Genomic DNA, 14,197 nt, shown 5'->3' on the forward strand with positions numbered 1-14,197 from the left:
CGGATGCCTGGCGAATGATGATTTTTCATTTGCCTACGCTATGGCCTGCCACGAGGGCGGGTTTCTGTAGTTGCTCTGTGATCTTGAACTGCTTGAACGCCAACCGTGCCTTACGGATCTCAACGTCGTGCCCTAGATTTCCGATCCACTCCGCGACCTCACGCTGAGATGTATCGCAGCGTACTCCGATCACCACCTCGCGCAACATCATGTGTTCGCCAAAGTCCGCATAGAAATGTCCGTCGGTATCTTGATCTTTTAGTTCCGCTATGACCCGGTATTCGTTCTCGTATCTCCAGGCGTCAAACTTCGTGAGCAGCATGGCTTTCACCATGTCTGGACCAACGCCTGCGTTGTGTGCCGAAAGATCAATGTCAAATTCGAGACGGTTCGGCTCGTAGCTAACTCGCATCGCTAGCTTGTCAGGAATGTCGAACCCGAGACAGACACCATAGTGCTTCGCACCGTAGTGCGCCCACATGACAAGATTTTGCCAATCGGTAGAAAAGCAGATGACCCCCCGTTGTTTAGAGAGATACTCGTGCAACCTGACGATGCTCGCGACTCGGCAAAACGTGAGGCAACAACTCGAAGGGATCGTTGAGTTCACCGAAGAGGGAGATTTTCAACCTTCGTTCGGCGATACTCTTCTTCGCCCACTTCTCAGCCGTTAGGTAGTAGAGCTGCATGTGGTTTGTCCCGAGCGTGGCAAGTCTGCGGATTGTAGCAATCACGAGGTGCCGAACCTCGTCTTCGACATTCGCCGAGGGTTGGGCAGAGATGGCTGACTTGGACTTTAGCGCGCTTTCTATTGTGACGCCTGATCTCGTGAGCGCGCGCGCCGAGCGGAAATGACACGCCGCCTCGCTGGCATCGGTTTGGTAGCGCGAACGCACACGCTGGGTGTCACCGCCGGCGACGAGGATTTCCAAACCGCCGGGTGCTTGCAGCAGATGTATTTTCCGTGCGCGCCCCACACCCTATCCGCGGGACACAGGCGGTCGCCTTCGACAAACGGATCGTACTTCTCGGGTAGCGCGAAACAGTTCTTACCGTCCTTTGGCCATTTGAACTCAGGATTACAGTCGCGACGGCCGTCCCGGCAATCCTGCCCGTTTCCGTCCGAGGCGTGGTCCGAAGCCGGTGCCGGGTGCGCCGAAGCACCCACGCTCATGAGCAAAGCCGAAGCACAGAGGCACACCGCAGCGCCAACGTAAGCAATTCGCATATTTTTCTCGTTCTGGTTAAACGCGGCAGCGGGCCCACCGTCATGAATGACGAGAGTCCGCCCATGTTCTGTGTGTCGCGCCAATTGTATCGGGTACCGCGATCGCCAAGAGATCGACGGACTCGTGCTATGAGTGTTTCCGATCGCGTTCGCCAACCCTAGGTGTGTCATCGGTTCGGAAAATACAGAGCGAGGGCGCAGGCCGCCGCCCACCGAGATAACATGGTAGCGTTATTCGACGCTGCCTAACGGACGCCGTTCACTCGGTCTGCACACTGATCTCCACACAGCCCACATGAACATCTTCTACGCACTGTCGGAAGGGCGCGGGCGCCTGACCGAGACCAATCTGAGCGCCTTCGTCGCCTTTCTGCTCGAGCCGCACAAGCCACACGGTCTTTCCGACGTCTTCCTTCGCGCGTTCCTGAGCGAGGTCGCGAAAAGCTGCGGCGAGCCGGGTCGCTTCGATGATGTGTTATCGAGCCCGCTTCTGGCCGTCCAGGTGGGTCTCGAGAAGCGCTACGGTGACCGGGATTCCCGGACCGTGGACATCGATATCCAGATCATGACGGGCGAAGGGGAGGGCCAGCGAAAGGCCCATCATCTGATCGTCGAGAACAAGGTGAAGGCGTCCTCTGCTCAGCGCACGCAACTGGCTGATGAGTTTGCTTGCGTAAGCGCCGCTATTCGGGAGGCGGACCCGGCGCCCATCACGGTGGTCTTCCTCACGCCTCCGGGCGAATCGGGCGCACTGCGAGACGAGTTTGGCACCCTGGAGCTCGATGGCCGGGACGCGCACCGAAAAGCCTGGATGCGCTGGCGCGCGCCAGCCGCTGAGCATCAGCAAACCATTGTTGACTTGATCCGTGAACTGCTTCGCCGAGAAGCCATCGCCGAGATCGAGCCGATCACCGACTACATTCGCCACACGCTCAAGGCGTTCGTCCTGTTCCTTCAACGCGAGATCGTTTCGGAATCCGCGGAAAAGCGACGGCTCCCGAGTCTGGATGCAATGGATGCGACCGACCAACGCATTGTCGAGCTCGACCGCGAACACTATCTGATCGTGCGGTACGGGGACGAAACCGTGAAGGTGTTTGATGTCGAAAAGGATCAGGAAGTCGACGCGCATCCGAAACTGCGGCGCACAAACGAGGCCTATGGCTTGGATATCCCGCTGACCTACGCCTCGCAGCGCATTAAAAATACCCGCGTGCTTGGCAAGCAAGTCCTGAAGGCGCTGTCAGAGCGCAATCTTGGCGTTGTGCCGGATGTGGCTCCCGGTCAGAGCACAGCGTGACTCGCTCAGGCGCTGCACGCAAGCCCCGTAGTCTCAGATTGGTTCTGTCGCATCGCTAGATACGCCGTCTTGCTAAATCTGAGCAGTCAACTCCCAGAATTTTTGCTTTACAAGCAACTATTTGTATCGAACAATGCGCAAATCACACCCCGCGTGGCATGTTTGTGCAGCTTCCGCGGCGCTAACAATCTGGGAGGACCGCTTGCGCACAACGCCAATCACTTCAGACGGCATTCGCCAAACTACATCTTCACTACTTTTCTCGAGAGCAGTGATCATCGGTATCTCCGTTCCGCATCTTGGCTAAGCGATAGCGATAACTCAAGCGTGTTTCAGACTCCCTACGGCGCATTCGACGGAAACAGCTGGGAACGGCTGTGTCAGCTGGTCTTCAAGCGCAAGTTCACGGACGACGGCTACACCCATATTCCGGCTACTCCCGGCGACTACGGCTTGGAGGGTTTCACTAAGACCACAGGTTACGGGTATCAGTGCTACTGCCCAGATAAGGTCTACCCGCCGAAAGATCTCTATGAGAAGCAGCGGGACAAAATCACGACAGACCTGAAGAAGCTTCAGACCAACGAAACCGACCTGACGAAGGTGTTGGGCACGACCAAGCTGCGGCGCTGGTACTTGGTGACGCCGACTATCGCCCACAACGACCTCATCAAGCACGCGCAGGCGAAGGAGGCTGAGGTTCGCGGGTGGAATCTGTCAATTTTAGCCCCCGACTTTCAGGTGCTGGTCCATGACGCCGACCACTACGCGACTGAGATTCAGCAAATGAAGCTTGCCGTCGGTCAGGCACTGGATTTCGGTAGCTTGCCTGCGGTCTTGCCCGACCTGAACAGCAACTCCGAGACCTATGAGAAGAACATCATGCGCAAGACGCGGACGCGACTTGCACATGCTCCGGCCGACAAACTGGAAGGTCGGGTTGCTCGCCTTTACGCGAAGACCCTGCGAGAGTTCCTTGACCACGGCCCCTATCTCAAACGGATGAACGACACGGCACCAACCGTCCATTCACGGCTTGCGCGGCTCATCAACGGGTACGAAGCCGAAGTCGATGAAAGGTGCTTTACCTGGGAAGGAACACCCCAAGAGCTGACCGACAAGATTCGCGATGGCCTTACCGCGCGCATCGTCAGGGAGCTAGCCCCCTCTATTGGCGAAACCGACGCCGCAGACATCGCCCGCATGATCGTCGCAAGGTGGATTGCAGTTTGCGAGGTTGACTATGACTGAAGCCGTCGCCGTCGAGCCTCGACGTCTGCGCTTCGTCCGGCGGCCGTCTCCAGTGCTGGTGGAGCACCGCCCGCTCTACAAGATCACGCAACTGCTTCTGGTTCTCCAGATGTCGTCTCGCGGCGGGAAGTCAACGTTGCCGCGCCTGCACCTGTTCAACTGGGCGTTAAAGAGTACCGATCGGATTCAGAAACTGGTCGACGCCGCGAAGGCCAAGGTACTGAACATGACGGGGTGGGGCTTCGACCCCGCTCTAGCCATCGCCATTCGGTTTGCCGTGGCCGAGAACTTGATCGAGACCACCTCAACCGGATACCAATTGACCGAAAAAGGCCGAGCCTTCATTGCCGAAGTCCTCAAGGATACCGACGCCTTCACACCCGAGCGCAAGCTTCTGGCGCAGATCGGTAAGGACATCACAGAAGGCATGGTCGAGAAAGTTGCGAAGGGATGGGAGTCGGCATGAAGATCAGGGCCGTAAAACTAAGAATCACCACAGCCCAAGGCGAGTTCGGATTCAAGTTTGAATTCAGCCGTGGCCTAACCGTCATCCGGGGTAGCAACTCGAGCGGCAAAAGCACGTTCTACAACACCCTCATTTACGGCTTGGGCATGGAAGAGCTAATCGGCGGCAAGGGCGAGAAGGTGCTGCCCTATGCGGTCAAAGAGTATTTCGTGCAAGGCGATAGCCGCGTCACAGTGGGGAGCTCCGAGGTTCTTGTCGAGCTGGAGAACGCCTCTGGGGGCTGCGTTACGCTGCGCCGGGCAATTCGCGATTCCGTGCGTCAGTCCAAGTTGATGGAGGTTTTTGAGGGCGCCCATCTCACAGAGGGCGCCGAACTCGGTATGCCGCGGCCAACCTACCTCTTTGATCCTGGCAGCGCCCAGAAGCAGGAAGGCTATTTCCAGTTCCTCGAAGGGTTCATGGGCTATCAACTGCCACAAGTCCCAGCGACGAATGGCGGCATGGCCAAGCTGTATCTGCAGACGATCTTCGCCGCGCTCGCGGTGGAGCAGAAGCGCGGGTGGACTGACTACATCGCCAATATCCCCTTCTTCGGGATTCGCGACGCGCGCATTAGGGTCACCGAGTTCCTGCTGGGTCTGGGAGTGTTCGAGCGACAGGCCAAACGAGCGGCACTTGACGCCGACTCCATAGCGATTGACTCTGACTGGCGCAAGGCCTACGACACTCTGCGGCAGGCCGCAGTTGCAAACGGCATCGTCATTGAAGGCCTGTCTGCCACGCCGGTCTCGATGTTCGACCCCGCGACCGTCCTGCTCGTGAAGTCGGATGGCAAGACCAAGACCACTTTGCTGGACCAAGTCAGCAAGCTTCGCGCCGAACACAATTCACTGGGAGCGAAGGCGGAGGCATACGGAAAGGCCTCCGGCGCAGAGGCTCTACAAGAACTCGAGGGTGCCTCATCTGAACTGCAACGGCTCAGCGTGCTGCATGAACGTGCGACCACGAATCTGACGCTACAGAAAGCTGCGTTGGATGAACTGCGCCTCCTTCTGGTCGAAGCCAGTGAAGACCTGGAGCGGAACAAGACGGCTCTGAAGCTGCGGAATCTTGGCGCTCAGATGGAGATAGAGGTTGCAACGGACCATTGCCCAACCTGCCATCAAGCAGTCGACGACACGTTGCTGCTCGGCATCGTGACGGGTCCGCAGATGGACCTGAACACCAACATCGACTATCTCGACAGCCAGCGAAAGATGCTGCAAAACCAGATCAACGGGGCGGTAGAGGAAATTCGTCAGTCTGAAATTACCGTCGCAGACGTAGCTGCCCGTTTGGCGGCGACTCATGACTACCGCAACTCGCTACGCGGCGACGTGAGCACCGGTATGGCGGAGTCTCGCGCCATCGTCCGCCGACAGATTCAGATTGAACTAGAGCTATCGAACTTGCAAGCATTCAACACGCAGGCGGAGGCTCTCATGTTTGCCTTTGGAGAGATTGCCGACCGTCTGGCTGCGAACCAAGGTGACAGGCGGGCGCTTCCTAAAGAGACCTACAGCGATGTCGACGTATCCAGAATCTCGCTCTTCGAGAAAAACTTCAGAGGCAATGCCAGTTCCTTCGGATATGAGAGTGCAGAGATTGCCGACATCCACATTAGCTTGGACACGCTGACACCCATTCTTTCGGAGCTAGAGCTGCGCGAGATTCTTCGTCCGAAGGTGCAGACAAGCCTAACTGCGGACTCGAGCGCGAGCGACTTCGTCCGCCTCATCTGGAGCTACTTGCTGGCCCTGTACCAAACGTCTGCGACCCGCGGGTTCGAAGGGCAGCACCCTGGACTCCTTCTGATGGATGAGCCTGGCCAGCATTCGATGCGTTCAGCCAGTCAGCGCGCGCTACTTCAACTGCTAATCGCGCAGCCCGGCCTTCAGGCCATCGTTGCCGCATCGTTCGATGAGGACGAGTCGGTGTTTATGACAGCAACAGCTGGACTGGAGTTTCAGTTGATCCAGTGGGAAGGCAAGGTTATCCGACCCCTAGTCGCATGAGCGGAACGATCCATCAAGGCGACCTAGCCGCGTGGGTTCTTGCTGTCAGGACGCCTTCTCGCTGGCGACATCGAGCGCCCGCCGAGTGCTAAAGTCGATGCTGGTACCATCGGTGCGCACGACGAAGAAGCATGAGGTGTGGCCAGGGTGATCTTGATCCCTGCGTCGCTCAAAGTGCGACACGCCTGCCCCCACCTTGCTCGGCCGACCCGCATCCAAGACCGAGTCATACACTTCCAGCAGAGACACCAAGTCATTGTGATCTGTCGGGTCAGAAACCCGCGAGCCATCTCGGTATCGGGCAAGCATCTCCTTGAAGTGATCTATGGCATCGCCTTTCTTAGGCCAGGTACGCCCGTTGGGAAGGGTGATGGTCTTGGCTTTACTCACGGCTCCTCCGCAAAGACTGATCGCTTACCGTATAGCCTATCCACAGGTTTGTCGAAGGTTAACAGAAACGTCCGATATTGTCCTTCGCTGACAGCACTTGATCGCACCGGTCGTTCGGAGGGGGCGATCGGCAATTTTCAGCGGTACCGGCCGCTTGATTTACAGACCTGCGGAGAGACGAACGGCCGGGGTTGGCCGAGGGCTACCGCCTGAAGTGGTCGGCTGTAGTCGACCCACAAAGGACGGATGCTTTTCTCCACAGCGGACGCTCGCACCAGCATTGCATCACTCAAAAATAATGACAGCGGTCAAATGGAGGCTGTGCTGATCATCCTCAATGTAGAGATTTAGCCGGAATTGCCCGAAGGCGACGGCTACGCGAGCACACTCGTGAACTTCCGCTTCATCGCCAACGGTCTTTGGACGACCGATGAGACGATCCGCCAAGTCGCGGGTAAGCAAGTGAGCAAGGGGGCGGCGTGAGAGAACAAAGTGCCGGCCCACCGAGTCCTCTTCAGATCTCAAGGACTCTGTCAATCGCCTGAGCCATCTTCGTCATCGTCCAGAACGGTGGCGGTCGAATCATCGGCATCGTCCCCGTCGGGGACAAGCGTCATCTGCCCCCACTCGTCCTTTCGGTAGATAGCGATGTAGTCAGGGACACGTCGAGGCGGCGGCACGTGCTCCTTTGGAAGCCGCACAAGCGCTTCCGCGCAAGCAGCCTTCAACTTGGCATAGCCCACCTTGTCAGCGTACTTCATGGCCTTGGCCAGCATGACCTGGTGCATCGTCAGGACGTAGTCGCGCTTGTGCTTTTGCCGGTAGAGGGCGTCGTAAGCGTCGGTGCCCTTCTCCAGGTCCTCCAGCTTGGCCTTGTAGGCCGCAGGATCTTCCAAGACAACGCGCTGGCGCATCATGACCATCATCCGTCCGTAGTCGCGAACGATAGTCAACAGGTCCTGCTCGGTCGGCGGAACCTGATCGTTCAGATCGTCCAGATCGAGCACGTAAGGCATGAAGAGATCGAAGTCGCGCTCAGCGAACTTGGACATCAGATCTCGAGCCAGCCGCCACTGATTGCCGTGGTCGAGGGTATCGCGTGCAAAAGTCAGCCGCTGCTCCTTGCTGAACGCGATCAAGTAGTTCTCGCCCAGATTGAAGGCGATGAACTCGAGCAGGTGATCAACGTTGAATTGCAGCTTGGGGCTCTCCTGGCCTTCAGGCGGCTCGGGCTCCCCTTCCTTGCGAAACGGGTAAAAGGGAAAAAGGTCGAACTCGGTATACAGCGCGGCCCGACACGGCGAGGCGGCGAGCGCTGCAAGCACGTCTCGCAACGCTGTCTTATCAGCGTGGCCAATCGCCATGGTGATCATGTCCCCGATCAGCGCCTTGAACATCAACGTGTTCAGTCCGCCCGTGTGGACGAGTGCCTGCCCAAGGAAGCGAATCGCCACGTCCACCGCGCGGCGAGTATCGAACATACCGTCGCACGCGGACAAAACATAGAGGCACTCGCCAACGTTCTCTGTTAACTGAGCGGCATTGAAGAGCTCAGGCCGCCGATCGAGCTCGTCGATCAAGTGCATGTACATGTCACGTTGAACCCCGAACGGGTCCTTCGCACACGGATAGTCTGCGAGGTAGCGGTCAATGGCGTCCAAGTCCGCCGGGGTCGCCCGTATGGCCACTTTTCCCAAGGTCTCCGCACGGGCTGCATTGCGCGCGTCGACCGGTGTGGCAAGGCTGCGGTTCCTGCGCGACTTGATGAACTGCGGCGTGCTCGCCAGCAGCGCATCCCGATCGAACCGATCACCCTGGAAGACTGGCCCGTACTCGGGCCGGAAATCCGCAATGTCGACGGTTGACTCGGCGAGCAAGAAGCTGATCGAATGGAAGTGCGAATAGGCCTTGCCATTGTTGCCCGTCCAAGGCTGATCCCACGCGGGAAAGGCAGACATGATGCGATTGCCGCGCATCTGGACGCGAATTAGCATGGCCTTCAATGGGTCAGTCAGCCTGGCGTAGCCGTACAGCACGCCGTCGGGCTTTTCCGCAGTAATCGAATCCGAGAGCTCCCGGTCGAGGTTCTTGAGCGCCTCGTCGATCACATCGATGATGTCGTCCTCGGTGAACGTCACCGGAAACAGCGTCTTCCAGAGATAGCCAGACTTGTAGTAGTTGTCTGGCTGCTGCGTGATCCCGGCAGCCCCTTTGGTGAACAGCCGTCTGGGGATCTTCAGCGTGATGCACCCGTTCTGAAGCTCCCGCGCGAACCACCAGGCGTCATGGACGCCAAGGCGAAACTCCATCAGGTGAACAACCTTTGGGTGCAGGTCCAGGAATTTCTTCCAGCGGGCGTAGGTGTGCAGGCCACCCGACAGCACCGTCTCTTGGTACTTGCCGGTCGGGGTCACCACAGGACGAATCGTCGTCTCGCCTGCGACTATGTGGTCAAACGATTCTTTGCTGAGCTCGTACTGGCCTTGATCGCCGAAGCGCAACGGGAAGGATTTCGTCATGGATACGCTGGTTGTGTTCGGGAGATTGCCTGAGGGTATCGACGCCCTACTTCGCTCGCCTGGCTCCACTAAATTGGCGCGCGCGACGAAACTCATTTTCCATGCGTGTTGGCGCCGATTCAAAAATTGAGCGTCCCAGACGAAGCAGCACTATACGACGCCGGAAGGCTTGATTGTTGGCGATTTAGGCACCGACGTCGACCGCACGCTCGTGGCCGACCGCTGCCCGATGCGGTGGGCTGAAGCCGACCCACAAACTGCGGATCGGAGCCGCAGAGCGAACGGCTGGGCTGTCTTGTGAGAAGGCTGGATGAGGCTAGATGTGTTCGACTTGGTTGGGATACCCAGCATCGGCCCAGTTCACCGCGAGCGCGCGCAATTTTTCGCGCTTTACGGCGTAGTCAAAATCGCTGCGAACCATTACGAAGTAGTTGTCGCCGTTCCAATTCGGATGGGTGGTCGTGTGATGCGTATTAAATTCAAAATCGACCAGCGCTTCCACTTGCGGGGCAAGGTCTCTTTCGGCGCTAGTCGGGTGCGTGAACACGACAAGCTCGTCGTTGCTTAGGTCTGAAGCGATCTGCGTGTCTGAGGGTGTTTTGTTGTAGAAATTGACCAGTGCCACGGTTCGACCTTTAACTTGTTTGTTGACGGATCAACATAGCACATCTCCGCTGCGGCAAGTTCAGACGACCGCTCCTATCGTGGCAAACGTCCTGTAATTCCAGCCTCGTGCTCGTGTTAGCCATTGATCGCACATCCTTTGGCGATCTACCAGTTCGATGCTCAGCGCTGCCATGGCCATATACTCCAGCGCGCGCCAGTTCGCATCGTCCCCCCTTCCTGAAAGAGGCTTCGATGGCATCCAGCGCCAGTTCGAGCTCGTTGTGCGCCAGGAACTCCTCAAATTAGGCGATCTCATCCGCGCACACGCCTTCGGCAGTTTCCGAGAGGTGGGCTCGCGCCTCGCGAAGATACTCCGAGGTCTTGCTCCACTTCGAGTGGAAAGCGCGATCAGCCAGCATGCGCGCTCTCTTTAGGTCGGACTACTGCCCGACGCGGAAGCCCGTAACCGACCCGCTAGAGACACTCAGCTTCCTCGATACTGGCCATTCGCGAAGGGAAGAACAGCGGGCTATCAGCGGCTGTGTGATGGGTTGAGCTCACCCATGTTCGAGAAAGAATCGGCGATTTCAGGCACCGAGCACAAGTGGTCCCAAGGAATTATCGGTAAGAACTTTCTATCCACCGCCGGTTTGCCCGCGGAAGACTGTCGTGGGGGCGCAGCGCGATCACTTCGTTTGCTTGAATAGAGCATTGCAAGCATCGGTATCCGCAAAGACGCGCGAATTCTTCGAGACATCCCAAACGCCCGGATACGCATCTTGACTACAGTCGATCTGGCCGTCCGCAGCAACATAGCGTCCATCTGGCGAAATGATAGAAGAGCCAGCATCGCCGGATGTCGAAAACGCGGCTTTTTTCAGTTGATTGATGCTTTTCCCAACGATGTATGCGCCATCCAGATTTATGAGGTTTCTCTTGGTGCCGATCTTCGCGACTGTCGCTAGATAAAGCATCGGCTGCGTGCTCACAAAGTCAAGGGATATGTATATTCCTTGGGGAACGTTAATATCCGATAAAAATCCAACCCCGTCAGGGATATTCTTAACGTGAAGATTACTGCCCGCTTGACAGTTCTTGAGATCAGACTTTAGTACGTACCCTCGATCCGATACCATGATGGACTGACCATCAGTGCTCTGAACTGCGTAGGTTGGCGAAATATCCAGGCTGCAATGTATCTGTTTCCCATCTATCGAGGCATCGACAAACTTCCCGCTGGTGGAGAGGCTATCGTCTGCAAAGCTTGTCTGCGTATATGCTGCAGATGCTACAGAAAGGGTAAGAACGGAAATTACTTTAAGATAAAATGTTTTTTTCAGCACGTGTGTAATCCCATCGTTTTCTGTCATCCCATGCGCCGCCATTGATTGCTTTCGTGACGCCTTGCGAAATTGCAAATTCGGCAGTTTTCTCCGACTCAGTTATCGCTGCTTCCGCTTTGTCTATATCCATCGCGCGGGACAACCGATCCGGTGCCAACCGGAGGGCGCAGAGGCGTGGCTGCGGCAAGCACATGCCGCGCGAACTGCCGGTGTCGACCCAAAGCGGCCCTTTCCCCTTTGGCAAAGCAGACGGCCAACTCCTGAATTCGCCAGCGTACACGGCCTTTCGCACCGGTCCGGTGCAATGATGAGTTAGTTAGCATCTTCAGCAAGCGTAGCCGTGATTTTTTCTAAGAATGGCTTAATTCGCCAGTATCCTGTCTTAGCTTGCTCAAGTTCTACCTCGATCTGCTTTTCTGCTTCAGTCTCGATATGCGCGAGATTGCGCAGTTCATAGATTCGCTTGATATCTTCTGCATAGGCGCCATCAATGAAGCCAATACGCACCGCGCAATCAACTTTGTCTTTGAATGGAATGCTATTCCTTGGGGTCTTTGCATCGCGATAGACACAAGTAAACAGATCTTCTTCGCCGTATTTAATTTTTGTCAAGCCACCAAGAGCACTAACGGGTTTGTAGGCTTTGTGTGTTTGCAGCTTCTTGACTTCGACGTGATCGGCATATTTACCCCACAGCAGGTATGAGACTACGGCTTCATAAATCGAAGCGTATTGCATGATCTGAAATTTCACGAATGGATGAATTTCATCTCCGGTTGCAAACAGTGCTTCCATCAGCTTTGCGAGGTATCTCGCCGAGTAGAACGCACGTCCAAGACGCTTCTTTAGCTCTGGATCTTCCACAAATTGAAACTGGTCTATATGCCACTGAAGATCACCAGGGAGATCGCGAATGCAGTACGCATGAATATCATTTCGGAATGACTCGTCTAGTGGCATGGCAAGAAAATCCTATTAGCTAAAATTATTAAGTACGGAAATAATAAGACGAACAGAAGCTGGGTCCGTTTTGGTGCGTTTTCTTGAGTGATCGTTTCTAGCCGACCCCGGAAGTCCACGCCAGCCGATGCACAATGCATCCCACTCGCGCCGTGAACTTCCCAGCACGACCCAATGTGGCCGTTGAGTTATAAGGAAAGCTGCCGTTCAACGTTTGACTGAGTACGCTGCAAGCGTCATCTGCAACCACTTGTTTAACCTTTTATTTTTTCAAGAAGAAGCCCAACTTTATCAAAATTATCTTGGGTAAAAAACAGAAGAAGGGATAGTTGTTCAAACATCCCTTTTGCTGTCAAAAGCACTTCCGAAATTTGCTCGGTTGTGTAGGAGATTTTATTGTGATTATAGAAAGCCCGCAGGACTTCGCCCCTGCCGTGGGAGAATAATGAGAATTTTTCATAGCTCGCCAAATATTTCTTGGTGAACTGATTGAATGAACATTTAAAATCTCCGTATGAATCATGTTTATATTCTTCAAGCGCCTTGGTCATTGTGAAGAAACTTGGAAAATCTTTTTCTCCAGAAATGAAATCATCAACAATGGCCTCCTTTTCTTTTTCAATAAACTCCAAATAAAACGTTTTTACGAATAGCTCTAGCATTGCTCGCATGAGCAAAATTCCAGAACTCAAGTGACAATTCTGTACCAGAATGCACAACGACTCAAAATGAGTGCAAAACAATCTGAAATACGTGTAATTTATTTTTTTGTAGGGATCGTTAAGGTTGAAATTCTCTCCATTAATTATATTGTGCGAAAAGGTGAATATTTCATCAATTTCTTTTAGGATATCATCTATATTTGTGTTGTCGTCCATATAAATTTCCCTTTATTAAAGAATCTAACTAGTTTTCTGACGACAGCTCTACTGAGTAGCATCCGAGTGGGATAAGACTTCCTAGATGCAACTTTAGAACAATAAGCGCTCCACGCAAAGAAATGACAAGACTAGAATGCAGCAGCCGACGGCATAGTTAGCTGATGTGGCCCATCGCTAGCATACTGCCTTGCTTGGATGGCCGCTATCTGGATTGGGTGGCGAGTGGCCGCTCATGGCCGACACCGGCACTTCGGCGGCAACGGCGCGTTGAGCAAATAATGTCCCAACGGCCACATGCAGTGCGGACCACGGCCTTTGACGCGTTCGGTGTGCCTGATGTGCGGAGGCTTCCGCGCCTAGCGGCACTGGCCCCGCAGTCGCCGCGTACTGCGTTGATGGGAACCGTCTGCGGAGAGAACCTAGATCGGAGCAAGCATGGTGCCGCGGCAACGCCTGGCACCACAGCGACAGGCGTACTCGCTGGCTGAATCGCGCGCTTTCGCCGAGACTTCAAGCGCATAGTCGATGAACAACTCCTCGCCGGGCTGGATGTCCCTGAGAGCGTTGATGTAGACGCGGCCTGATTGCTCGATCGCCTCGCAGTTCGCCTTGCACGCATGGTTGAGCCACCTTGCGCCGTTACCGCCGCGGCCGCCATCAATGACGCGCCCGTCCGACAATCCAAAGAGGAAAGTGTGCCCGGCATCGGCGCGCCGCGCGTAGGCGCGGGTCGCTTCCCGCCAGGTGGTGACAAGCCCCTTGTACTCAAAGATGCGCTCGCCGACGGAAAGCGCCCGCAGGGCAAAGACACCCTTTCCGTGAATGGGAGAGTGCCGAACGGAAACGCGCTTCATGCCGGGAAAGTGTGAGCAAGGGAGATCCGGAGTATAGCGGCAGCAATGGCTTCCAACATGTGACGATGGATCGTTGCGGGTGTCTGGTCATGGGCCGGCACATATGAGCCACTCGGCGCTCACGTCGTCGTCGCAAACGCGCCGGCTATTTGCCTCTTAAGTTTGACCTCGTCGCTGTGCAGATTTTGAGGTGGTCGAGGCCGAAGCATGCCGCAATTGTGCGCACCGTGGTGAGTTCCGCGCGGTTTAGTAGTCCGGCCTGAACAATTCGTTTTGTGCGGCGCTAGCCCTCATGCCTTGAAGACGACAGTGGGCGAGCGGTTGAGCAAAGCGAACAGAACACGG

13 protein-coding genes are annotated in these 14,197 nt (G+C 55.8%); 4 read left to right on the forward strand and 9 right to left on the reverse strand.

The genetic code is table 11. From position 1 onward, the window contains the following. Window positions 1-25: 25 nt before the first annotated feature. Window positions 26-481, reverse strand: a complete 456-nt coding sequence (locus tag C7401_RS42880; protein WP_112178119.1) for a DUF2971 domain-containing protein — start codon at window positions 479-481, stop codon at window positions 26-28. Window positions 482-527: 46 nt separating this feature from the next. Continuing rightward, window positions 528-932, reverse strand: a complete 405-nt coding sequence (locus C7401_RS42885) for a hypothetical protein (RefSeq protein ID WP_112178120.1) — start codon at window positions 930-932, stop codon at window positions 528-530. Window positions 933-1,523: 591 nt separating this feature from the next. Between C7401_RS42885 and C7401_RS42890 the strand changes: the two genes are divergently transcribed. The 4 genes from C7401_RS42890 to C7401_RS42905 all read left to right on the forward strand — a co-directional run bounded on the left by C7401_RS42890 (window position 1,524) and on the right by C7401_RS42905 (window position 6,299). Further along, on the forward strand, window positions 1,524-2,528 hold the full coding sequence (locus tag C7401_RS42890; protein WP_112178121.1) for a PD-(D/E)XK nuclease family protein: 1,005 nt from the start codon (window positions 1,524-1,526) through the stop codon (window positions 2,526-2,528). A gap of 327 nt (window positions 2,529-2,855) precedes the next feature. Then, window positions 2,856-3,779 (forward strand): hypothetical protein, encoded by a 924-nt coding sequence (locus C7401_RS42895; protein WP_112178122.1) that lies wholly within the window; start codon window positions 2,856-2,858, stop codon window positions 3,777-3,779. Beyond that, window positions 3,772-4,245 carry a hypothetical protein gene (locus C7401_RS42900; protein WP_112178123.1) on the forward strand — a complete coding sequence of 158 codons (474 nt, stop codon included), beginning with the start codon at window positions 3,772-3,774 and terminating at the stop codon, window positions 4,243-4,245. Before C7401_RS42895 ends, C7401_RS42900 begins: the two co-directional genes overlap by 8 nt. Further along, window positions 4,242-6,299 (forward strand): AAA family ATPase, encoded by a 2,058-nt coding sequence (locus tag C7401_RS42905; RefSeq protein WP_181565831.1) that lies wholly within the window; start codon window positions 4,242-4,244, stop codon window positions 6,297-6,299. Before C7401_RS42900 ends, C7401_RS42905 begins: the two co-directional genes overlap by 4 nt. 45 nt (window positions 6,300-6,344) lie before the next feature. On the opposite strand, the gene C7401_RS42910 is transcribed toward C7401_RS42905, so the two are convergent. From C7401_RS42910 to C7401_RS42945, 7 genes are all read right to left on the reverse strand, one after another. Further along, entirely contained in the window at window positions 6,345-6,689 is a 345-nt protein-coding gene (locus C7401_RS42910) for a DCL family protein (protein WP_146758097.1), read from the reverse strand. Window positions 6,690-7,222: 533 nt separating this feature from the next. Further along, the gene (locus C7401_RS42915; protein WP_112178126.1) at window positions 7,223-9,208 is read right to left on the reverse strand and encodes a hypothetical protein; all 1,986 of its coding nucleotides are present in this window, start codon (window positions 9,206-9,208) and stop codon (window positions 7,223-7,225) included. Window positions 9,209-9,524: 316 nt separating this feature from the next. Continuing rightward, the gene (locus C7401_RS44735) at window positions 9,525-9,833 is read right to left on the reverse strand and encodes a hypothetical protein (protein ID WP_146758098.1); all 309 of its coding nucleotides are present in this window, start codon (window positions 9,831-9,833) and stop codon (window positions 9,525-9,527) included. Between the two features lie 667 nt (window positions 9,834-10,500). Beyond that, the gene (locus C7401_RS44740) at window positions 10,501-11,184 is read right to left on the reverse strand and encodes a hypothetical protein (protein WP_146758099.1); all 684 of its coding nucleotides are present in this window, start codon (window positions 11,182-11,184) and stop codon (window positions 10,501-10,503) included. A gap of 285 nt (window positions 11,185-11,469) precedes the next feature. Further along, entirely contained in the window at window positions 11,470-12,117 is a 648-nt protein-coding gene (locus C7401_RS42935; protein WP_112178130.1) for a hypothetical protein, read from the reverse strand. A 254-nt stretch (window positions 12,118-12,371) separates the two neighbouring features. Beyond that, window positions 12,372-12,995, reverse strand: a complete 624-nt coding sequence (locus tag C7401_RS42940) for a hypothetical protein (protein ID WP_112178131.1) — start codon at window positions 12,993-12,995, stop codon at window positions 12,372-12,374. Between the two features lie 422 nt (window positions 12,996-13,417). After that, window positions 13,418-13,852 carry an SET domain-containing protein gene (locus tag C7401_RS42945; RefSeq protein ID WP_112178132.1) on the reverse strand — a complete coding sequence of 145 codons (435 nt, stop codon included), beginning with the start codon at window positions 13,850-13,852 and terminating at the stop codon, window positions 13,418-13,420. Window positions 13,853-14,197: the final 345 nt, after the last annotated feature.

The sequence above is a fragment of the Paraburkholderia unamae genome, assembly GCF_003268775.1.
In the GTDB taxonomy this organism is placed as follows: Bacteria; Pseudomonadota; Gammaproteobacteria; order Burkholderiales; family Burkholderiaceae; genus Paraburkholderia; species Paraburkholderia unamae.

Excerpts from the sequence above, each read along its gene's own strand:
- C7401_RS42880 (WP_112178119.1), bottom strand. The coding sequence starts at position 481 with ATGTGGGCGCACTACGGTGCGAAGCACTATGGTGTCTGTCTCGGGTTC.
- C7401_RS42905 (WP_181565831.1), top strand. The coding sequence starts at position 4,242 with ATGAAGATCAGGGCCGTAAAACTAAGAATCACCACAGCCCAAGGCGAG.
- C7401_RS42890 (WP_112178121.1), top strand. The coding sequence starts at position 1,524 with ATGAACATCTTCTACGCACTGTCGGAAGGGCGCGGGCGCCTGACCGAG.
- C7401_RS42915 (WP_112178126.1), bottom strand. The coding sequence starts at position 9,208 with ATGACGAAATCCTTCCCGTTGCGCTTCGGCGATCAAGGCCAGTACGAG.
- C7401_RS42935 (WP_112178130.1), bottom strand. The coding sequence starts at position 12,117 with ATGCCACTAGACGAGTCATTCCGAAATGATATTCATGCGTACTGCATT.
- C7401_RS44740 (WP_146758099.1), bottom strand. The coding sequence starts at position 11,184 with ATGACAGAAAACGATGGGATTACACACGTGCTGAAAAAAACATTTTAT.
- C7401_RS42945 (WP_112178132.1), bottom strand. The coding sequence starts at position 13,852 with ATGAAGCGCGTTTCCGTTCGGCACTCTCCCATTCACGGAAAGGGTGTC.
- C7401_RS42940 (WP_112178131.1), bottom strand. The coding sequence starts at position 12,995 with ATGGACGACAACACAAATATAGATGATATCCTAAAAGAAATTGATGAA.
- C7401_RS42900 (WP_112178123.1), top strand. The coding sequence starts at position 3,772 with ATGACTGAAGCCGTCGCCGTCGAGCCTCGACGTCTGCGCTTCGTCCGG.